General features: G+C 22.9%; 17 protein-coding genes and 1 pseudogene. 2 read left to right on the forward strand and 16 right to left on the reverse strand.

All coding sequences use genetic code 4. From position 1 onward, the window contains the following. Positions 1 to 145 precede the first annotated feature (145 nt). From EXC57_RS03310 to EXC57_RS03365, 12 genes and pseudogenes are all read right to left on the reverse strand, one after another. A complete protein-coding gene (locus EXC57_RS03310; protein WP_004025065.1) occupies positions 146 to 2,911 on the reverse strand; it encodes a P116 family lipid acquisition surface protein in 2,766 nt (921 codons plus the stop codon). Between the two features lie 108 nt (positions 2,912 to 3,019). Next, positions 3,020 to 7,816, reverse strand: a complete 4,797-nt coding sequence (locus EXC57_RS03315) for an ABC transporter permease (protein WP_004025066.1) — start codon at positions 7,814 to 7,816, stop codon at positions 3,020 to 3,022. A 258-nt stretch (positions 7,817 to 8,074) separates the two neighbouring features. Continuing rightward, positions 8,075 to 8,917: a riboflavin biosynthesis protein RibF gene (gene ribF, locus EXC57_RS03320; RefSeq protein ID WP_004025067.1), complete on the reverse strand. Its 843-nt coding sequence runs from the start codon at positions 8,915 to 8,917 to the stop codon at positions 8,075 to 8,077. A gap of 64 nt (positions 8,918 to 8,981) precedes the next feature. After that, positions 8,982 to 10,001 carry an aminopeptidase P family protein gene (locus EXC57_RS03325; protein ID WP_229502549.1) on the reverse strand — a complete coding sequence of 340 codons (1,020 nt, stop codon included), beginning with the start codon at positions 9,999 to 10,001 and terminating at the stop codon, positions 8,982 to 8,984. A 41-nt stretch (positions 10,002 to 10,042) separates the two neighbouring features. Continuing rightward, entirely contained in the window at positions 10,043 to 10,204 is a 162-nt protein-coding gene (rpmG, locus tag EXC57_RS03330) for a 50S ribosomal protein L33 (RefSeq protein ID WP_004025069.1), read from the reverse strand. A 62-nt stretch (positions 10,205 to 10,266) separates the two neighbouring features. Then, a complete protein-coding gene (leuS, locus tag EXC57_RS03335) occupies positions 10,267 to 12,672 on the reverse strand; it encodes a leucine--tRNA ligase (protein WP_004025070.1) in 2,406 nt (801 codons plus the stop codon). A gap of 322 nt (positions 12,673 to 12,994) precedes the next feature. Then, positions 12,995 to 13,702, reverse strand: a pseudogene (locus EXC57_RS03340) (deoxynucleoside kinase); the annotation flags it as partial. 95 nt (positions 13,703 to 13,797) lie between these two features. Further along, the gene (rpsO, locus tag EXC57_RS03345; protein WP_004025072.1) at positions 13,798 to 14,070 is read right to left on the reverse strand and encodes a 30S ribosomal protein S15; all 273 of its coding nucleotides are present in this window, start codon (positions 14,068 to 14,070) and stop codon (positions 13,798 to 13,800) included. Positions 14,071 to 14,325: 255 nt separating this feature from the next. Further along, complete coding sequence (locus tag EXC57_RS03350; protein ID WP_129692636.1) at positions 14,326 to 15,210, reverse strand: DUF2179 domain-containing protein; 885 nt, start codon at positions 15,208 to 15,210, stop codon at positions 14,326 to 14,328. A gap of 132 nt (positions 15,211 to 15,342) precedes the next feature. Beyond that, on the reverse strand, positions 15,343 to 15,633 hold the full coding sequence (locus EXC57_RS03355) for a hypothetical protein (RefSeq protein WP_129692637.1): 291 nt from the start codon (positions 15,631 to 15,633) through the stop codon (positions 15,343 to 15,345). 12 nt (positions 15,634 to 15,645) lie between these two features. Further along, complete coding sequence (locus EXC57_RS03360; protein ID WP_129692638.1) at positions 15,646 to 16,137, reverse strand: hypothetical protein; 492 nt, start codon at positions 16,135 to 16,137, stop codon at positions 15,646 to 15,648. Between the two features lie 180 nt (positions 16,138 to 16,317). Continuing rightward, the gene (locus EXC57_RS03365; protein WP_004025074.1) at positions 16,318 to 16,800 is read right to left on the reverse strand and encodes a glutathione peroxidase; all 483 of its coding nucleotides are present in this window, start codon (positions 16,798 to 16,800) and stop codon (positions 16,318 to 16,320) included. 53 nt (positions 16,801 to 16,853) lie between these two features. Between EXC57_RS03365 and EXC57_RS03370 the strand changes: the two genes are divergently transcribed. Further along, on the forward strand, positions 16,854 to 17,657 hold the full coding sequence (locus tag EXC57_RS03370; RefSeq protein WP_004025075.1) for an alpha/beta hydrolase: 804 nt from the start codon (positions 16,854 to 16,856) through the stop codon (positions 17,655 to 17,657). An 87-nt stretch (positions 17,658 to 17,744) separates the two neighbouring features. Continuing rightward, positions 17,745 to 18,401, forward strand: coding sequence for a DUF2278 family protein (locus tag EXC57_RS03375; protein WP_129692639.1), 657 nt, complete (start codon positions 17,745 to 17,747; stop codon positions 18,399 to 18,401). A 74-nt stretch (positions 18,402 to 18,475) separates the two neighbouring features. Here the strand turns inward: EXC57_RS03375 and hpt are convergent, their stop codons facing one another. The 4 genes from hpt to deoC all read right to left on the reverse strand — a co-directional run bounded on the left by hpt (position 18,476) and on the right by deoC (position 23,515). Continuing rightward, positions 18,476 to 19,015 (reverse strand): hypoxanthine phosphoribosyltransferase, encoded by a 540-nt coding sequence (hpt, locus tag EXC57_RS03380; RefSeq protein ID WP_004025078.1) that lies wholly within the window; start codon positions 19,013 to 19,015, stop codon positions 18,476 to 18,478. Positions 19,016 to 19,104: 89 nt separating this feature from the next. After that, on the reverse strand, positions 19,105 to 21,111 hold the full coding sequence (gene ligA / locus EXC57_RS03385; protein WP_004025079.1) for an NAD-dependent DNA ligase LigA: 2,007 nt from the start codon (positions 21,109 to 21,111) through the stop codon (positions 19,105 to 19,107). Between the two features lie 12 nt (positions 21,112 to 21,123). Then, positions 21,124 to 22,761, reverse strand: coding sequence for a hypothetical protein (locus EXC57_RS03390; protein WP_004025080.1), 1,638 nt, complete (start codon positions 22,759 to 22,761; stop codon positions 21,124 to 21,126). 85 nt (positions 22,762 to 22,846) lie between these two features. Then, the gene (gene deoC / locus EXC57_RS03395; RefSeq protein WP_040538262.1) at positions 22,847 to 23,515 is read right to left on the reverse strand and encodes a deoxyribose-phosphate aldolase; all 669 of its coding nucleotides are present in this window, start codon (positions 23,513 to 23,515) and stop codon (positions 22,847 to 22,849) included. Positions 23,516 to 23,526: the final 11 nt, after the last annotated feature.

Consider the following 23,526-nt stretch of genomic DNA (forward strand, 5'->3'; position numbering starts at 1 on the left):
TGATTAATTTATTTAATTATTATAATACTTTTTATTAAAACAGATATACTAATTTGATGGTTGTTATAAATCAAAAAATACTTTTATAACAACATAAATATCATTTATTTTTTACAAATTATTTTTTATTTTATAAAACATATAACTATACAATTCAATCATTATAGAATGTTTCATTAACTAAAGTTGAATATGAAATACCAGCTTTTAAATAAGAACCTGTTTGTGAGTATAAATAGTCAACAAATTCTTTTTTATTGTTATATGTTTTAAAAGGTAAATATGAACTAACCATAAAAGTAAAATTTGTTACATTAACATTAATGTTAAACTTTGTTGCTATACCAAAAAGAATTTTAACACTTAAAGGAATAATAGTTGTTTGGTCTGTAAAATCAGAAATTTGATTTAACATAATAAATGGTTTATATTGTGAATTTTTAAACACAGTATCATAGTCTTTTATCAACTCTTCTCCTAATTGTTCTTGTGTTAAACTATTTGTTAAATTATAACTATTCAATACCACTTCAACATTATTACTTGTTTTTACTTTATATTCAGTAAGAACATCTTTTTTTGAATTTGTTTTAACCTTGTTTTTAAATTCTTTATTTAAAGTTATTTTTCAATCATATGGAATGTTATTTATATATAAATCATTATTATAAACAAGTCCATCTGTTATTTCATTTTTATTATCAATTACAGAAACGTTTTGGTAAAAATTATGTTGTTGTGTTAAAAACTCAATAAATAATTTAGTAAATCCAAAGTAATTATCTGTTGATTTATATTGACTAACAATAGATTTTACACCACCAGGTAAGTTTAATCTAAAACCTGATACTGTTGGAACACTATATCCAAAAAATTCTTTTGAACCAATATTTTGTGGGTTAAGTCAAATTTGTTGATCTTTAGCTGTGTTTGTAAATTCAATTGAATCTCCAATAGTAAAATCTATATGTTGTGGAATAAATCCAAATATATCCTTTTTATCAAAAATATATCATTCTTTACCTATGTCATTATTTAAATTTAATAAACCCTTACCAACTTCTTTAACTTTTTTTTCAATTTCATTAGTATTTAATCCAAAGTCTTTTAAATTAAGTTTATTTGGAAGTAAATCAACTATTGGTTTTAATTCTCATTTAAATTCTTTAGTTATTTGATATGTTGTAGAAAAATCAAAAGTAAATTCATTTTTTTCTTTATCAAATTTAAAATTCTTAAATTCACTCTTGCCATTATCAAAATTACTTAGTAAACCTTGTGTTAAAGAATAGAAAACTTTACTAAAAATAGCATTTAAATTATCTTCAGTGAAATTTGTATTCTTAGTTATTAAAACGTCAATAACCTTTTTAATAGTTTCATTTGGGATAAGAGTATTTAAGATTTTAATCAATTCATCTTTGTGTTTAAAAATAACATTGATTAAGTTATTAGATAATTCACCACTTTCAATAATTTTTACTAATAAATTAACTAGTGGTTTTATATTTTCTGGTAATTTATTAATTAATTCTTTTACACCTGGTTTTGTTAAAGCTGTTTTAACAAAATCATATATGTTTTGGCCAGATAATAAACTTTTTACTAAATCTACAATGAAAAGATATTTATCACTAGAATTACCAATAAGTCCAATTAATGAGTTAATTTGATCTACAATGTTTTTTTGTTCTTGTTCAGGTAAATTAGGTTTTACTAAATCTAAAATATTTTCAGCTACTGATAATATTAATTGATTGTTGCCTACTAAATCCTTAATAAGTTCTAAAATGTATTGTTTATCTTCTTGAATAACTTGTACAACAGATTTATCTTTATTTAGTAAGTCTGTAATTAATTTATTTATATTATCACTTAAATTCACTACATTAAATTTACTTAATAGTGTTAATACACCAGAAGCATTTTTAGATATAAATGATTCAAGACTATCTTTTTCAGATATTGATTTAAATAAATTATTTATCATGACCAAGACATTTTTATATTGATTTTGATTATTTAAAAATTGTTGTTGAAGTTCTTTTTTAAATTGTTCATCTGTTTTGCTTTTTAAAATATCATTAACTGTTTTATTTGATAAAACATCTTTATAATCAGAATCAGTTGTTAAATATAAGAATTCTTTTTTGAAATTATAAGAAAATTGATTAGATGTAAATGTAAAGTTGTTAAGAGTAAAATTTCCTAACTCTTTATCTTTTTGGTCTTTAAAAATAAAATTTACATTATTGAATTTTAATCCCAAAAAGTATCTATTATTAACACTATTAATAGAAAAAGATGGAATTTGATTTTCAAATGAAATTTTTAAAGTGTATTTAGAATTAGAAATTAATTCATATGTATTAGATAATAATTTAAAAGTTTGGTTTTTGTTTTCTTCGTTAATTACATCAATTGATAAGCTCAAACTAACTTGTTTTTTGATTTCTTTTGATTTAGTTTTAACATCAGAAACTTTTATAGTTGGTTCATCGTTTAATTTAAGTGAAAAAGCTCGTTTGTTATCCCTAAAAATAGAATTAATAAAACTATACAAATCTCCTTTAATTCCTTCTTCAGATACAAGATTTATATATTCATTATCAATATTGTAATTTAAGAAATTACTTATACTTTCTAATTTATCATAAGTTGTTTTATCTCTTGTATCAACTATATCAACATGGACTGGTTTTGAGATAAATTCAATTATCTTATTATCAATTGTTCCATTATATCTATTATCATTTATTGAACCACCTATATTTGGGTTTCAATCATTATTATTACTTCCATTTTGTCCTGTATTCAAAGTGTTATTATTGCTACATGACGCTAATGGTACTATTACCAAAGATATTGGCAACAAGCCTATTGCCAATTTTTTAAATATTCTCTTTTTCATAATTTTTACTTCCTTTGCCTATATGTATAAATAGGTTAAATACAATTTATCACAATAATTTGTTTTTTCTATATGTTTCGTTTTTAATAAAATTAATTATATTATTTTTTATTCCAAGTAATTAATAACTACTTTTAAATTTGTTCTTTTCAATGAAATAACCATAATAGCAAAATTAACTAATAAAATTGCAATTATTGATAAAGCGCCATAAAGATATGGCAATCAAGAAATAGATGCACTAATGAATATTGACGAAATTCCATACACTAAAAATTGTATTATAAACGTTGTACCTACAAATAATGCAAATCCCAATAACAATCCAACTAAAATAATTGGTAAATATGTAAATAAAATACTTAAAATATTTTCTTTATCTGAATATCCCAATGTTTTTAAAACTGAAATTATTTTTTTAATGTCACTCATCATTAATGAAGTTAAAACAAATATCATAATTATGATTATTGGTGCTACTATAGACATCCCAATAATTTGAACAATTTTAATTGTATTAACAATGCTCACATAAACTTGTGTTATTGATAAATTATTATCTAGTCCAGATAAATTAACATTGATTGGTGTTGCACCAAATATACTAATAATAAATTGTGACATTGATTCATCAGATGGGTATTCTTTTACTAATGTACTTGCAATTGTATTAAATTTTGAAAGATCAGCTTCATTTATAAAACTATTGTTTTGTGGTGATACTAATTGAAATAAAAGTTCATTTTGTCTAATCCTTAAGTTTTGATAATTCATTTCACTTTTTTTACCTGGATCTTGTCATTCTTCTTGTTTTGAATAATTTAACAAACTATTTCTGTCAAATTTAGAAATATTTGGTCAAGACCCTATAGAACTATAGAAAACTAAACTATTGTTTAATAGTATAGGATTATTAGAGTTTGAAATTATGCCGTTGAAAGGAACATAACCACTCTTAATTAATTTATCATTTGATACATAGTTTCTTTTAATTTTATCTCTTTCTGTTATTTGATTATTTAAATAAACTTTTGCACCTTGGTCTTGATTAGATAAATTTAAGTTTAATCCTATTGCTTCATTTGCTGATTTTTGTGATGTATAAAATTCTTCACCAAATGAACTTGTTGCAATTACAACAACTTTAAATGATTTAATTTTTGCTGCTTCATACTTTGATATATCAATATTTTGATTAGATAATATTTTTTCACTATATCTATAATATGAATTTTTAACACTAAAGTTGATAATGTCCCCAACTTTTATTCTATATTTATAAGCAGCACCATTATTAACAATTATTGTATTTGGTTCTTTTAAAAGATTATTAATCATTTGAGATTTATCATTTCTTAATTGAATCATTTTTGATTCTGGATTAATACCAACAATTTTTATATCTAATGGATTTTTTTGTAGCACCGTTGATGCATCTATATATGTAAACGTTTCTGAATTATTATCATATGGAACTATTCCAAAAGAAAGTTTAACATCCTTGTTACTTAATTCTTCAACTCCATAAACCTCACCAATAAATTTTAAAAATTTTGAATTAAATTTAATTTTTGATGGATCTAGTGTAGTTTGATCAACCACAGCATTTGAATTTAATATATATGTGTTTGATGTTTGGTCATATAAAATAAATTTATTTTCATCTAAATCTTTTTTAATATATTTATTATTAGACTCATAAATGGCTTTTAAAAAATTATTGCTTTGTGTTTCAACTTTTGCAACCAATTCAGGAGATAAACTTTCTTTAACAAATTGTCATGGATTAATTCCAATAGTTGAAAAATTAAAATCAAGCAATCATTTACTTAATACAACATTTTGAGAAAAGTTTAAATCACGCTCTAACATTAAATTTGCATTGTAAGAAGGTAATAAAATATTTCCAAAATAAATTTCATTTCCATTAGCATCTTTTTTTGGCTCATTTGTAACAGGATCATAAATTTTTAATTCTTCTAATTTGTAAGGATAATTATAAATTGATGGTGTTTCATATTTTGTTTTGTTAACCATTCCTTTATAAATTGGGTAAATTCCTTTTTCTGGATCACTAAATCCAAGTTCACTATATTTTTGATATTTATATAACCCACTTTGTTCTGTTGGTGTTGTTAAATCAAATTTGTAATTATATTGTTTATTTATAGAAGTGTTGTATTGTGACTCTTCAAATTTTTCTCTTAAAACAATAGAACCTGTTATAAACGCTAAACCTATAGAACATAATAATGTATAAAACACAAATCTACCTATATTACTAAATGAAAGATTTAATCTAAATTTAAATAATGGGCTATCCATATTACTATATAAACTAAATTTACTTCATCCCAATATTTTATTAGCTTTCATTTCAGTGTTTTGAGATATTAATTGAGATATAGGAGTTTTAAATCTAATAGTCAATATTATGTAACTAAAAATGAAAAACAAAATAAATGAAATAATAAATGTTCCAAAAAAAGTTAGAATCGAAAATGCTGATAAACTAATAGATATAAATCAATATGTAGAAACAACTTGTAAGAATTGTGTTTGTAAAAATAGTGCTGCAATATAACCAAATATACCTGCAATTAATGAAACAAACATTCCAAATAATGATATTCCAAAAGTAATTCTTAAATTGCTAAATCCATTAGCTTTAATAATTGCTAATTGAACTAAATTTCTATTAATATATGTTTTAACCAATAGATATGTTAAATATATACCCACAACCACAAGAATTACAATTACAGTTATTGCAATAGATGAGATATATAATTTTATTTGATTTGGCAAAACAATTCTAAAAGTTAAAATATTTTTATTGTTTTTAAAATCTCCAATATTATATACAAGATTAGAATTTGAGTTTTGATTAAATTCACTTTTATAAATCTTATTTAAATTATTTATATATTTATTGGTTTCTTGATAGCTACCTTTATCTATTTGAGCTGCATAGTATTTGTTTTCGAAAATAGTTGGCTGAGTATTTAAAATAGATTTATAACCTTGTTCGTCTACATATAATAATATTTCATTTTTTGGGTTAATAATTAAACTTTCTAGAGAGCTTGAAGGATAAACCATCTCGGGTGAAATACCAGAACCTATAATGACAAAAGTTAATGTATTAACTTTAAAATAATATCTAGAATCAAGATTTGCTAGTCATTTTTTAAAGTCGTCACTTGTTTTGTTTAATGCTTCTTGTCATACATATCTAGGTAATACATTTTTATTATTTGTAACCAAATATTTTTCTGGAACCACTGTTGCAAAACTATATGGATTAAACATACTAAAAGTATTGTTAGTTGGAAAAGTGTCAACACCATCAAGATAACTAGTTTTAATATCTATTCTTTGATATTTAGTTTCAACCAATTCTTGTTTAGTGATATTTGGTTGATATATTGCAAAAAATTCAGAATAATTTTCATTGTTAACTGCTAATCCATCATTCAATGAATTTAAAACATTAACACCTTTATTGTAGACACTTTTTAAATATTCATTTCCAGTAGTAACCGAACCACTTAACATTAAATAAAGTAAATTGTATAAATATGATTTATTATCACTTGTTATCACTACATCATTAATGGCATTAGCCATGTCTAGATATTTTGTGCTATTTTGTAATCTACTACCATCTGAGTAAACAATTCTATCGATAGTTTCATTTCCTTTTCTTGAAACTAGGTAACTAATTGATGAATCTGAATATGGTAAAGTGAAAGATTTGTTTTTATTGTATGTTATGTTTTGATCATTCAAAAATTTTTCTGACAACAAATCATATTTGGAACTTAGTTCTTTATTTAATTTTTCAGATTCTTGTGATGCTATTTTTTGCAATCAATTTTTTAATAGTTCATTCTTTTTCTCAAGATTATCTTTATTTTCAGCTTTTAAATTTTCGTCCAACCATGAATCTTTAATTAATACTTTTTTATTTAAAATATTATCTTTTTGTTCTTTTGTATAAAATTTATCAATAACTTGTTTTTGGATTGAAGACAAATTATTATAGTTTAATGTTAAAGTATAGAAATTTTCTTCTTTCATTTCAACATTTTTAAATAATGCATCATATAATTCTGCATATCTTGTAACTGATACTACATTTTTTAGTAATGTAGATGTTGGAAGGTTAACTATTCTATTTTTATAAGTTCCTTCTAAACCTGAAGTTGCAACTGTTGCATTATTTAAAGCATAAATATCTGTTCAGGTATTTTTATTTGCAACATAATTACTCTCATTAAATGTTATTAATTCATCTACTTGACCTGCAGTTTCATTAAAATAACCACCTAGTTTTAAATCTGAAATATTATTCCCCACAAATATTAAATTATTTGGATCAAACAATTTAATACCACTAGCATTTGCAAATGATCAGCCCAAAGCAAATCATTTAGTATGATCACTAGTATTTATATTTTTAGGAATAAAATCATTTTCACCATTTAAATTTGTAATAGTTGAACCATTTGCTCTTAAGATTCCTTTTTTACGGTATTCTCATGGTTTTGAATTAACTAGAGAATTAGAAAAATCATTTGGCGAATACGGGAAAAGAACATTGTTATTTTGTGAATCAGATGTCTGATAGACAAATTTTGAAACATATGTCTTTTGTTTAGTTGGAGTTAGTTTTTCATCAACAGAATAAATTGGTGCTGTTGTCTGATAGTTTTGTTCCACTATAGTATTAGCACTATTACCATATGCATTTATGGAATTAATACTTGATTGCAAATTATCATTAAGAAATGATAAAGACAATGAACTAAAAATGATACTAAACAGAATAAAAACTAATGCTGTAATTAGCAAAAAAGATGATTTGAATGATTTCAAAACGTTTTTCATCAACTCTTTCATTTTTAACTTCCCTAATATCAATTACCAAAATTGATATATTAAACGTATCATAAAAAATCAAATTATTCAAAAGAATCGTGTTAATAAAAAAACTATAAAAAACCGTTATAAAAAATAAATTTTTTCGCTAAAAACTTAAAATTTATTTTGCGTGTTTTTTATGTTCGTTTTTTTCTTGTCATTAAAATTTATTGATTAAATTTAACAAAAAAAGTTTATAAATTAAAAAACTTAATTTAACAACTTTTAAACAGATACTTAATTAATATGAAAGAAATTTTTTGCAATTTGCAAATCATTTTGAATGTTTTTTAATAATTCTTCAAATGAATTGAATTTTTGATTTTCTCTTATGAATTTTAAAAGTTCAACCTTGATTTTTTTACCATATATATTTTCTGAAAAATTAAATATATATGTTTCAACAACTTCTAAACTTGATTCAACAGTTTTTGGAATTCCAACAAAAGAAATGCTACTGTACCATTTTTTATCTACAAGTGTTTTTGATACATAACTTCCTGCTTTAATTTTTATTGTTTTATTTTGAACCATATTAGCTGTTGGAAAAAAATTTTTAGTTCCAATTTTTTTACCATGTATAACTTCACCATAATAATAAAAATTAAATGCTGATAATTTATTAGCTTTTTCAATTTCTCCATTTTCAATTAAAGATAGTATTTTATGTGTCGATATAACTTCATCATTATTTATACAATCAACATTAAAATATTTTTTTAATAAATTAACATCACCGGTTTTATTTTTTCCAAAACGATAGTCAGATCCAACAATAATGTTTTTTATATTAATTTTTTTTAAATATTTTTCAATAAATTCAATAGCATCACAATTGTCTTCTAAGATATCAAAATAAAAAATAAATTCTGGTTTAAATTGTTTTAAGTTTTCTATTCTTTCATCTAAAGAATACATATTATAACTTTTTGAAGGGTTATTTTGAAAAATAAGAAAAGAAAAATTTTTATGTTTATTAATTAATTTTAGATGTCCATTATGAATTATGTTGAAATGTCCAATAATTAAATTATCAACTTCATAATTAGTAGTTAAATTATTTAGGTTTACTATTTTCATAACAATATTAATTTTAATATAGTTTACAAATAAAAAAATAAAAATAGTCCTTTGAATAGGACTATTAATTAAATCTATATTTATTTGCTAAACTTGTTAGAGTTATATGATTATTATCCTTATCAACTAAAACCATGTCTTCAATTCTAATTCCACCAAGACCTGGTATATAAATACCTGGTTCAACAGTAATAACTGAATTATGTTCTAAAGGTTTATTATAACTTGTACTAACATTTGGAAGTTCATGAACTTCAATTCCAACACCATGACCTGTTGAATGAACAAAATAATCTTTAAATTCAGTTTCTGAAATTATATCCCTACAAATTTTATCAAGTTCATTACCATTCATTTTGTATTTAACACTTTGAATTCCTGTTTCATTTGATTTTAATACTACATTATAAGCATCAATTAATTTTTGATCAGGAGTTCCAATAGGGAAAGTTCTAGTCAAATCAGAACAATAACCTTTGTAGATACATCCCATATCAATTGTTACAAATTCATTATTTTCAATAACTCTATTTGATGGTCTATGGTGAGGATAAGCTCCATTAGGACCACTTGCAACTATTGGATCAAATGAATTTTTTTCTGCTCCAAGATCTAACATGTGAGCACTAACCATATTTGATACTTCTATTTCTGTCATTCCTGGTTCAATCACTGTTTGAATTCAATTCATAGTTTCACAAACTATATCACAAGCTTTTTGAATGTTTTTTAGTTCTTTAGCTGTTTTTTGAATTCTTAAAATGCTTGATTGAAATGGAATTATCTTAGTAATATCTTTCCCATAAAAACTAAAGTCACTTAATAAAAAATGTTCTTTTTCAACAAGTAATTTATTAACACCTAATTCAACTAGTAAATCAAGAACTTGTTGTTGAGATTTCAAATCAATGATAATAATATTTTCATCTTTAATTGTATCTACTGCTTTTTGAAAATATCTTTTATCCAAAAATAAATATGTTTTATTTAAAGTACAAACCACAAATCCATAAGATGATTGAAATTCTGTATATCAGTAACGATTTACATCAGACACAAACAAAAATGCATCTGCATTATTCATTTCAATCACTTTTTTTACAATATTTTGTTTTAACATTAAAATTATTTCTTTTTAGTTTCTTTGTGTGGTTGTGCTTTTTGACATCTAGAACAATATTTGTTTAATTCTAAACGTTCTGGATGTTTCTTTTGGTTTTTGAATGTTAAATAATTAATTTCTTTACATTCATTACACTCTAATCTAACGCTTCTTTTAATTGCCATAAAAATTCCTCATTACTTAAAAATATAAATATAACTTTGCAATTGTACTTGTAAATTATACATTATTTTATTATTAGATTTACAATTTTGTTTTTAACATAAATTGTTTTAACAATCTCTTTGTTTTCTATTAATTGTTTTATTTTTGTTGTATTTAAAGCTTGGTTTAAAATTTCTTTTTCTTCTTGATCAATTTTTATATTTATAACATCTCTAACTTTTCCATTAATTTGAACTGGAATATTAATTTCAGAAACAACAATTTTTGATTCATCAACTATAGGTCATTTATTTTTTGTAATACTATTTTTATTTTTTAAAAAGACTTCATTAATTTCTTCACAAATAAACGGAGTGAAACAAGACAAAATAGTTACAAACCCTTCCATTATTTTTGCATTTAATGTTTCATATTTATAACATTCATTAACAAAAATCATCATTTCAGATATTGCTAAATTTGTTTCATAATTTTCAATTTGTTTTGTTATTTTTGAAACAAATTTTATATATGCTAATTCTAATTCTTTGTTTTCTTTATCATCTATTTTTTTAGTATCAAACATTCTATAAACACGATTGATTCATTTATTCATCCCAGCAAGACCATTATCATTTCATTCAAGAGATGCTGTTATTGGTCCCATAAATAATTCATACAATCTCAAAGAATCAGCGCCATAAAGTTTTATTACATCAATAGGGTTTACAACATTCCCTTTTGATTTAGACATTTTTTCACCATCACTACCTAAAATCATTCCTTGATTTACTAATTTAAAAAATGGTTCTTTATTTGGAACAACTTTTATATCATATAAAAATTTGTATCAAAATCTAGCGTAAAGTAGATGTAAAACTGCATGTTCTTGTCCACCAACATATAAGTCAATAGGCATTCATCTTTTAAAAATATCAAATGCTTCTTTAGAGTTTAGGGGAATATATTCACCATTATCTTGTTTTAATAAATAACCTAAAAAATATCAACAACTACCAGCTCATTGTGGCATTGTATTAGTTTCTCTTTGATATAATTTGTTTCCAATTTTAACGTTAACTCAATCTGTTAAATTAGCTAAAGGACTTTTTCCATCACCACTTGGTTTGATATTATCAGTTTTTGGCAACTTTAATGGAAGGTTATCTTCAAGTAAAATATTACCATTATTATCAAATAAAACAGGGAATGGTTCTCCTCAATATCTTTGTCTGCTAAATAATCAATCTTTTAATTTATAATTAGTTTTACTTTTTCCAATTTTATTTTTTTCAAGATATTTAATTATTGTTTCAGTAGCTTGATTTATGTTTAAATCATTTAAAAAATCTGAATTAATGTGTTTGCCATCTTCTTGGTAACAATCTTGTTCTGAATCTACTACTTTAATGATTTCACAACCATATTTTTTAGCAAATAAAAAATCTCTTAAATCATGTGCTGGAACACCCATGACTGCACCATTTCCATAGTTTGATAAAACATAGTTTGTAACATAAATTGGAATTTGTTTTTTAGTGATAGGATGAATTGCATACAAATCTAAAAAAACACCAGTTTTTTCAGCTTCGTCCTTATTTCTTTCATACTCTTTTAAAGAGTTAACACTATTAATATATTTTTGTACATTTTGGTCTTTTATTGCTTTTTGTTTTACTATTTCATGATCAATTGACAATCCAATAAAACTTACTCCAAAAATAGTATCTGGTCTTGAAGTAAAAACTTCAATTATATCTTTTGAGTTTAAAACTTGAAATTTAATACTTGCACCATTAGTTCTGCCAATTCAAGATGTTTGAATATTTTTTAAACCAAGATTTCAATCTGTTAAATCTAAATCATCAATCAATCTATCTGCATACTCAGTGATTTTAAGAACCCATTGTTTCATTGGTTTTTTAACAACTGGGTGTTTTCCCCGTTCAGATACTTTGTTTCCATTTTCATCTGTTAATACTTCTTCATTAGCTAAAACTGTTCCAAGCGCTTCACATCAATTAACATCAACATCTTTTATTTCTGCTAGACCTTTTTTATAAAGTTGAATGAAAATTCATTGTGTTCATTGATAATATTTGGGATCAATAGTATTAACTTCTTTATCATAATCATAACTAAAACCAAACATTTGTAATTGGTTTCTAAAGTTATCTATGTTTTTCATAGTAAATGATTCTGGATGATTACCAGTATCTAAAGCATATTGTTCAGCTGGCAACCCAAAAGCATCTCAACCAATTGGATGCAAAACATTAAATCCTTGAAATCTTTTATATCTTGCAATTACATCAGTAAAAGTATAACCTTTACCATGGCCCACATGTAAACCACTTCCGCTTGGATAGGGGAACATATCTAAAACATAAAACTTTTTATCATTTTTAATATCATCATGGAATTTAAAAGTTTTATTTTCTTTTCAATACTTGCTTCACTTTTTTTCTATCAAACTATGATTGTACATTTTAATCACCCAACTAAGTTTTAATTTTAATTTGATTTATTTTATCAACAGCTGTTTTTTCTATTGATTTTATTTTAGCAATAGATAAGTTAAGTTCATTACCAATTTCATCATATGTTTTTTTAGATGCATATGGTTCTAAACCATTAAGCATTGTTATAACTGTGATTTCTTGTTTATCTAATACTTTGTTAATCTCAGAAATAAATTCATTAGCTTTTGAACTATTTAAATCTTTTGCAGAAAAGAAATTATAGTGGTTAATAAAATTTTCTATTTTATATGAATCAGTACCATTAATTTTTTTATGTCATGCTGTAATAGATTTAATTTTGTTTAAAACAATATCAACTTTTTCTTCTAATGGTTTGTTTGCATCAACAAGTATATAATCTATTCCAAAATCCTTACAAACATTAACCATATATTCTTCATATATTTCTAATAGTTTTCTAAAGTATGTTTCATTCTTTTTGTAATTATCAATTTCAATTTTTCTATTTCTTTCAAACAAACGTTCTTTAAATAGTTTTCAATCCCCTGTTAATATTACATATAATTTTGGTACACCATATTCATAAATTAATTCATATGCAACATCTTTTCATAAACTATCATAATATGAAAAAACACTTGGCCTTACAATGTTTTCATGTGCAAATAATCAATCTTCAAAAATACTTCTATCAAAAATAGTAATATTTTTGTTATTACAATTATTTTTATAATTTTGAAATCTATTCAATACAAAATACAATTGGAACAAAGATCCAAATAGTAAGTTATTTTCTCTTTCATACATTTTTTGCAATAACAAATTCATTAATTGATCTTCATCATTTAATTCAAACACTATTTGTGAATCTTTAATTGCTTCATTAATTTTTTTAGCTAATGTTGATTTACCAAAAGCAATCATACCCCCAACAACAATACTATTTGATACCTTTATTTTTTTTAAATCAGGTTTTAGTGTGTTAATGTTTGTATCTTGAATTGTTTTATTATTTCTTTTTTTAAAAAATGTCATGATAGTTCTCCACAATTTTTATAAAAATAAGTAAGTAATAAAAAAACTAGTACATAAAAGAACTAATTTTTTAATTATTTAATTTTAGCGGTAAATTAGTTACCACGTAAATTAAGTTTTTTAATAATTTCACGGTATCTATTAATATCAGTATTTTTTAAATAAGTTAATAAAGATTTTCTTTGTGAAACTTTTTTATATAATCCTCTTTTTGATGTATTATCTTTTTTGTTATCAACTAAGTGGTTTGTTAGCGATGAAATTTCAGCAGTTAAAATAGCAATTTGAACTTCTGTTTTTCCTGTATTTTTTTCATTACCACCAAATTCTTTAACAATTTTAGCTTTTTCTTGTTTAGTTATAGCCATAATATTTTTTTCCTTTCATAAATATACAATAATGACAAAGCGACCTTAACTTAAGGAATAAAATTAAGACAATGTCATATAAATAACATTAATATTGTATATCATAATTTGATTTTTCATAACTTATATTTTAAATATTTGATTTGTAAATTAAATTATTATTCTAACCTCTATTAGAGATAAAAAAATGGTAAGTTGTTTGTTTAAAACACCTGTACCATTTCATAAAATATATAAATTTAAATAATTGATAAATTATTTTTTCTTTTTATTTTCTTTATCTTCTGAATTATCTACCACTTTTTCATTTGTGTTTTTTTCTTGATGATTATGGTTTATTTTTTCTTGTTCGTTTGAGTTTTCAATTTGATCAAAAATTATTTCTAATTCATCATCTTTATTTTCGCTTTTTTCTTTAGATGAAATTTTACTTTTTTCTTGTTGTTCTTCTATAATATCTTTTAAATGTAATTCATCCAATTTTTCATCAATAATTTCATTACCAACAATAAAGGTAGTTTCACTAGCCTCATCATTTTCATCATCCAAATCAATATCAATTGTTGAATCATAGTCCTTTATCTTTTCATCAGCAGAATTAATTTTAAGTTTATCTTCTAATAAACTCATGTTGTTTTGATCAACTTCAATTTTAATTTCATGTGGTTTTTCAGATTCAATTTCATGTTTCTTTTTAAATAAACTAAATCATTTTTTAAAATTAAATTGTTCAACTTCTTTGGCTTTAAAATAAGCATAACCATCATATGATTTCAAAATGGAAACTATATATAAAGCATTTGGATCAATTTCTCTTGTATATTTTAAAAGTTTAGCAGCATCTACATACATGCAATTTGTTGTAAGTATTTTATGTTGTTGTCTACTATATCCACCTTCAATTGTATAAATTGAAATTGCATATGGTTTTTTATCAGCAATGATTGACTCACGCAATTTATCAACATATCTACTATTAATTTCAACTTTACACATTTGGTATTTTGGAAATAATTTATTTAAAAACAAACCTAATACAATACTCATGATTATTGATGAGAAAAATGCTGGTGAAAATAAAATATCAAATGAAAATGGAAAAGTTTCAGCTTTTGCTAAATCATCAGCTATTTGAACCAAACTATCATTACCACTATTTCTTGCTTCGCTTATTGATAAGCTTGCTGGAATATATGTACCAATTACATAACTAAAAATAAAGAAAACAATATTTATATATGTAAAAACAGTACCAATATCTTTATATTTTTTCTAAGCATATCAAACAACAATAAAATCTAAACCACCTGTTGATGAACTTAAAATAAATAAAACAGAATAAAAAATAGATGATATTGCCCCAAACATAAAACCATAAATAAATAACGACAATTGAGCAGTAGAATCAGAGTTTAAATTTCAAGTAATAAATTGAACACTATATTCTGAAAATATTGGACTTGATTTAACTGTTGCAAAAATAAATACATTTTCAAACCCAGGAATAAAACCTAAAGATAAACCAAATATACTACTTACAACAACATAAAAACTTGTATACAAGCTAAACCTTTTTTAAATTTTGTATCACCCAAAAATTATTAAAGGAATATTTAAAACAATAATTATGGACCAAAATAATGCATTAAAAACATCTTGTGCTACAAGTTCACTAGCACCATTACTCCTAACCAAAAAAGCAGCAAGACGTCCTATACCTTGTGATAAAGCATCTAACCCTACATTATATAATCCTGTATTTTGTAATAATATAACTCCAATAAAACCTGTTAAAACAGAAATAATAAAAACAATTAATAAATTTAATCAAACTTTTTTGTTATCATACAAACTTGAAAATTTTAATAATGATTGAGACAATTTAACTCTAATAAAATTATCTAAAACTACAACATTATTTTTTTCAACTCTTGCTTTTACTCTTTGATCATGTAAACTTTTTCTTTTATCTTGTATTCTAGTTCTTCTTTCTTGAACTTGCTGTCTATGAGCAATTTGTTTTTCACTTAATGTTTTTTTATTTTTTACATTTCTAGTTTCAGCCATAATCATTCCTTTATTTTAAAAATGTTGATACAAGTAAAAGTTAAAACAAATACTATTAACAAAATATATTAATAATAAATAAACCCAAAATCTATAATTTCAAAATAAAAAATTTATAGACTAAGGTTTGCTTAATTACTTTAATTCTACATTAATTAAAATGATATAAATAACTTACTTTTAATAAAGCAATTTTTTAATTTTATCTTCAATATCAAATGGGGTAATTTTTGGCATAATTCTATCTACTACTTTACCATTCTTATCAACCAAAAATTTTTCAAAATTTCATTTCACATTTTTAGCACGTTCTGTTCATTTAATTTCGTTTTTTAAAAAGTCATACAAAGGCTCAACACCTTCTTTTCCATTAACTTTAATTTTTGCAAACATATCAAATGTAACATTATATTTAGTCTGGCAGAATTCTAAGATTTCTTCATTTGATTTTGGTTCTTGCATAAAAAACTGATTACATGGAAAACCTAATATTACCAAACCATCATCTTTATATTTATCATATAAATTTTGAAGTTCTTCATATTGCTTTGTGTTACCACACTTACTTGCAACATTAACAATGATCATAACTTTATTTTTATATTTTGATAAACTTACATCATTTCCTTTAATATCTTTTACTACAAAATCATATATACTCATACTCATAAAAAAACCTTATAATTTTATTTATATTAAAAAGATTGTAATACATTATGAACATAAATTGAAAAAACATTGAAACAAAAATAATTATTAATAATAAAAATCCAGAAACTAAAAATATTTTATTTCTTCATGGTTTTGGTGGTAACTTTAATAACAAAATATCTTTTTATGATTATTTTAATAATTGTAATTTCTATTGTATTAACATGATAGGTCATGGTAATTCTATTATTGAAAATGATAACCAGTTAGATTTAATTTATTTTAAAGAAATCGCTTTAGAATTTATATTAAAAAATAATCTAAAAAATCTTATTATCATGGGTCATTCTATGGGTGGTGGAATTGCTTTACTATTATTTGATGATTTAAAAAAACATAACATTAATTTTCAATATATTCTTGAAGCTCCACTAAACCCATCAGTAATAAATAATTATTCGCTTGTAGAAAAATTTATTCCAAAAACAATTGATGACACAATAATGATAATAAATTCTCTTTTTTTTGATCCTTTAAAAATATTTAAAGAAAAAACAATATATGATAAATACATTACAAGTGAATTCAATAAAATGCATAATAATTACCAATTAAAATTATTAATTAAAAAAGAAAACCAGCTAAAATGAGTTGAATTAATTGGAGATGTTATTTCAAGATTAGATGTTTTAACATTACTAATTTTAGGAGATAGTGATCCTTTAATACCATCCAAAGAAACATTTTCATTATTTAAAAACAATCCAAATGTTAAAACATTTATTATCAAAAATAGCAAACATATGCCGTTTTTTGAAAATAAAGAAATTTGTTTTTCAATAGTAAAAAAATTTATAGATAATTTATAACTTAGTATTTTTATACACTTTAGAAAAGTTATTGATAACTTAAATATATAATTATTATATTAATTTAATTTATTTAAAGGAGTTTTTATGTTAGATAATTATGGAATTATTAAAGGTAAAATAAAATCTTTTGAAACAGAACTTAACATGTTAACTGAAGACGAAAGAAGAAAAAAGGGGCCACATTACAATATGATATTGGATGTAAACGGAAAAGATTATCATGTTAATATAAACATTTTTTCAAACAATCCCCAATCTCCAGATTTAAAAATATACTGTCCAACTCACCCAATAGATGATTTAAAAAATAAAAGACCACTTAATAAGGCAATGAAATTACAAAGTGGAGCATATAAAAACATTAAGAAAAATATTTCCATAGACTATATAAGAAATAAAATGTTTGATCTTAATAAATTAAAAGTATTTGTAAATGAACAATTTGTAGAGCAATTATATTTATATTTTTTACTAGATCATAATTTAAAAATAGCTAAAGAAAAAAATCTTGATATAACAGTTTGGTGTCAATTATATGAAAACATCGATGAAATGAATAATGTAAAACTTGGTATTCATGATGTTCATATGAATCAAGGTAATAAAAACAATAGAGACAATGGTATATATAATGATGGATTACTAATGATATCTGAAAATAAAGAAATTAAATTTGTTTGTTTTATAGCATTTAGTGGACAATGTTTATGTACAGATAAAAATGGTAATTGTAAAAATTAATAAGTGGTAAAAAAAGTACCACTTTTTTTATTTATTAAAGTGATACTTAATAATTTATTTTTATATAGAAAATATTATTGTTGATATTCTTTTTTTAAGATTCCAATGTATGGTAAATTTCTAAAAGATTCTTTAATATCAAATCCCCAACCAACAATTCATTCATTTGGAAGAGACAAACATGAATAATCAACATCAAAGTTTATTTTTCTACCTTCTTTTTTATCTACCAATGTTACTAAAGTAACACTTTTAGCCCCATATGAAATAAACATATCTTTTAAAGCTTTTAATGTTCTTCCACTATCTATAACATCATCAGCAATGATGACATTTTTATCTTTTACATCTACCATTAAATTTTTAATTTTTATATTTTCATCTTGTTTTACACCATTTGCATAAGAAGACACAGATATAAAATCTAAAACTAGATCAATTTTAAGCTTTGGTAATAGGTGACCAACAAAAGGAGTACAACCTTTTAAAACACCAATCAATACAACACTTTGATTTTTAAATTTACTATTTATTCAATCAGCACATTTGTTTATACTTTTAATTATCTTGTTGTGTGTAACTAAAATTTTCTCTACATGCTTATCAATTCTCATATTGCATCCTCTTTTTTTATGTTTGATATGGTTATTATAAAAATTGTTGGTACTTATTCAAACAATATAAATTAATTTTTGTTAATATTTTAGTTATTTCAGAATGGTTTTTCAATTATAGGAATATTTAAACTCTTAGCCTTTTCAATTTTGTTTTGTGTAGGCGAATTACCAATAATTAAATAATCTGTATTTTTTGTTACTGAAGAAGTAACTTTTGCATGATAAACACTTTCTAAAATATTTTTTATTTCATTTCTGTTTTTTTCAAATGATCCTGTAATTACAAATGATTTATTTTTATATTTTTCATTTTCAGGAGAAACAACAAAATCTGCATATTCGTTTATATAATTGAAATTAACACCATATTCTTTAAGTCTTTTAATTGTTTTTATATTGTCTATATCATTAAATCAATTAGTTATTGATATAGCAATTTTTTCTCCAACTTCACCAATTGATAATATATCATCAACAGATGCATTAATGATTCCATTGATACTTTTAAAACGTTTTGCAACAAGTTTTGCAACATTAAAACCAACATGTCTTATTCCTAATCCAAAGATTAGTTTCTCTAGTGAATTTTCTTTTGTTTTTTCTATTGCATTAACAATGTTATTAAATGCTTTTTCTTTAATTAAAATGTCCAAATTTAATATTGCTTCTTTTTTATTTTTTATTTCATATAAATCAGCTACATTATTTATTAAATTATTTTTATAAAACTTTTCAATAATAGCTTCTGATAAACCATCAACATTCATAGCATCACGACTACAAAAGTGTGATATTTGTTGTATTATTTTATCTTCACAATTGGTATTTATACAATATTGATCAACTTCATTTTCAAATTTTACTAAAACACTATTACAACAAGGACAGTGAAGAGGTGGTTTTCATTCTACACTATTTTTATTTCTTTCTTCTTTTATTGGTTTAATTATCTTAGGAATAATATCGCCAGCTTTATATATTTCTACAACATCATTAATTCTAATGTCTTTTTCTATAATGTATTCTGCATTATGAAGTGTTGCTTTAGAAATGATTGAACCATCAAGTTCAATTGGTGTAATATTAGCTATAAAATTAATTCTTCCAGTTCTACCAACTGTTACATCAATTGAATTAAGTGTCGATGTTTTAATGTTTGCAGGAAACTTATAAGCTGTTGCCCATTTAGGGAATTTAGATGTATAACCAATTTCTTCATATCAATCTATATTATTAACTTTAATAACTATTCCATCAATATCATATTTAAAGCTATCTCTTAGTTTTGTTAACTCTTCAACACGTTGAATTACTTCATCAATATTTTTTGCTTTAATAATATCTTTTGATGTTAAGATTTTGTGATCTGATAATCATTTTAGAACATCATATTGTTTGTTAATGTTTAGTTGTCTTGAATTTGGAACATAATAAAAATATCCAGTTAAATTTCTTGAAGCTGTAATTGATGTATCTAGATTTCTTAAAGAACCACTTGCAGCATTTCTAGCATTAGCAAATTTTTTAATCAAATTTTTATCATTATTTATTTTTAAAAAATCTGCTTTAGTTAAAAATATTTCACCCCTAATTTCAATTTCATCTTGATAGTCTATTGTTAATGGTATTGTTTTAATTGTTTTAACATTTGCTGTAACATCTTCACCAATAACACCATCACCTCTTGTTATCGCTTGTAAAAGTTTTCCATTTTTATAAATTAAAGAAATACTTAAACCATCAATTTTTGGTTCAACAACATATTCAACTTCTTTAACATTAAGTTCTTTTTTTATATCAGCATCAAATTTAATAAGATCATTTTTATCAAAAGCATTTGATAATGATAACATAGGATATTTGTGTTTAACTTTGCTAAACTTTTCTGATATATAACCACCAACACGATTTGATGGTGAATCATCAGTTTTAAATTCTGGGTATGCTATTTCAAGTGAAATTAATTTTTTTAAAGCTTGATCATATTCATAATCGCTTACTGTTGGATTCTCTAATCCATAATATTCATACTCTCATTGTTTTAAATTTTGCTTTAAGATTTCGATTTCTTTTTTGATATTTTCTTTATTCATTCAAACTCCAAATTAAATAGATATAGAAGCAATTGAGATTGCAAAAATAATTAATGACATTAAACTATATGAAGTCATAATTGAATAATTAGAAGTTAAATACAATCCCATTTTTTTCTTAAAGTTTAAATATTTATGGTCCAATTTACCAAAATATCTTGAATTATTGTAATCCATTTTCACAACGTTTTTATAAAAACTTAAATACACTATCAATATTAAAATAAGGAAATAAATTTTAAAATCAAAAATAAATAAATTTGATAATGAAGCTATTTGGTTAAGTAAGTTTATAAACAAAGGATTATAAAAAAATAAAGCAATATATGAAACAACTAATAATCCTGATTGGTTTCTATTAATTTTTTTAATTTTGATAAAAGCATACAAAACCCCATAAGCTAAAACACCTGTATAAAATATTCAAAAAGATATATTTATACCCTTAACTAAAGCTTGATCATTATTACTTGTAATTATTGCAATAAGTGAAATATCTATTACAACTTTAGATTGCAAAATCAAAATTACATAAACTAAAACAAAAATAAAAAATATAAAAAACAAAAAATATCTGATTTTATCTTTAAAGAAAAGTTCAAATTTTCAAATTAATTCATAATATTTTTCACTATTTTTTCTATAAACAAAATGAAAAGAAAACAAAACAATAAAAACACCAAGCAAAATAAATGTAACAACTAATTGAACATTTACAAAGAAAATTGCACTTGTAAAAACAAGGTATAAGAAAGTTCTAATTAAGTTATCAACAGCAAAAGAAATACTTTTACAATATGAGGTAATAAAAAAGAATACAAAAATAACAGCAGCAAAAAATACAAAATTTGTATTCAAAAAAACAATAGATATAATTCCTGTATTTAACAATAAATGTTTTCTTTCAAAACTTTTATTAGTACTATTTGATACAAGCAAATCAACAGCTAATACCAATACTATTAACAATATAGATACAAAACTTATAATCGAATCAATGTTATTAAAAACAAAAAAACTAATTACAAGACTTAAAAACAAAGTTCCAATAAAACGATAAGTATAAAAATAGTTCTTAATTTTTACAATAGATAAAATAGCACACGTATTTAAAAAAAGAACAACAACCCCAAATGAATATTTATAAAAACTATTAATGTTTGTTGCATCAGTTATTTTAAATATTTTTAAAATATTGTCTAAAAAAACATTTTTAAAAATAGAAAAAACATTTGCATTATTACTAAGTAAAAAAGGATTGTCTTTAGAAAAATAATTTGAAAAAGGACTTAAATCAAATATTACAAATAATAAATAATATGAAATAGATATAATTAAAACCAATAAAAAAGTTAATAATTTATTTCAATTTATATAAATTGAAAAAATAAATAATTTTCAATTATAAAGATAAAACAATAATAAAAGTATTTGTATTGAAAGTACTATATAAGGAAAAGTATATGATATTTCATTAACAATAAAAAAAGGAACAGATATCAAACTAATTAAAGAAACAAATACAAAAAAACCTGCACAGAACATAGTTGGATTATTGATTGATATTTTATATTTTGATATCAATTTACCAATTCCAAATGAATTAAAAATAAACAATAATGGTATTAATACTAATCCAAGAGTCTGCATAATTTTCCTTTTTTACAATATCTATATTTTAATTGATAAATTCTTTTAGAAAATAAAAAAAGATTCTTATACAAGAATCTAAATTTTAATATGTATTTAAATTATCCTCTTTATTTGTCATTAACATAACACCACGAGATGTCCCAATTCTATCTGCACCAGCATCAATCATTTTTATTAGATCATCACTATTTTTAATTCCACCAGCTGCTTTAATTAGTTTTTTATCACCCAAACATTTTTTAAATAAAGTGATATCTTCAACTGTTGCTCCACCAGTTGAAAAACCAGTAGATGTTTTTATAAATTCAGCATTGCTTTTTAAAACTATTTCACAAGCTAATTGTTTTTCTTGTTCTGTTAATAAGCAAGTTTCAACAATTACTTTTAGTACATTGTTGCCACAAGCTTTTTTAATTTCATTAATTTCAGAGACACAATAATCTATATCTTTATTTTTAAGTTTAGAAATATTAATTACCATATCTATTTCATTTGCACCAGAATTTATAGCATCTTTTGTTTCAAATACTTTTGATGATGTTGTATTTTGTCCCAAAGGAAAACCTATAACAGCACAAACTTTAACATTAGTATTAGCTAATATTTTTTTAGCTAAATTTATATAATATGGATTTACACAAACAGAATAAAAACCATATTTTTTTGCTTCTTCACATAATTTAATTATTTTATCTTCAGAAGCATCAGATGAAAGACATGTATGATCTATATAACTTGCATATTCGCTCATATTTTTCATAA

The sequence above is a fragment of the Malacoplasma iowae genome, from assembly GCF_900660615.1.
GTDB classification, from domain to species: Bacteria; Bacillota_I; Bacilli_A; order Mycoplasmatales; family Mycoplasmoidaceae; genus Malacoplasma; species Malacoplasma iowae.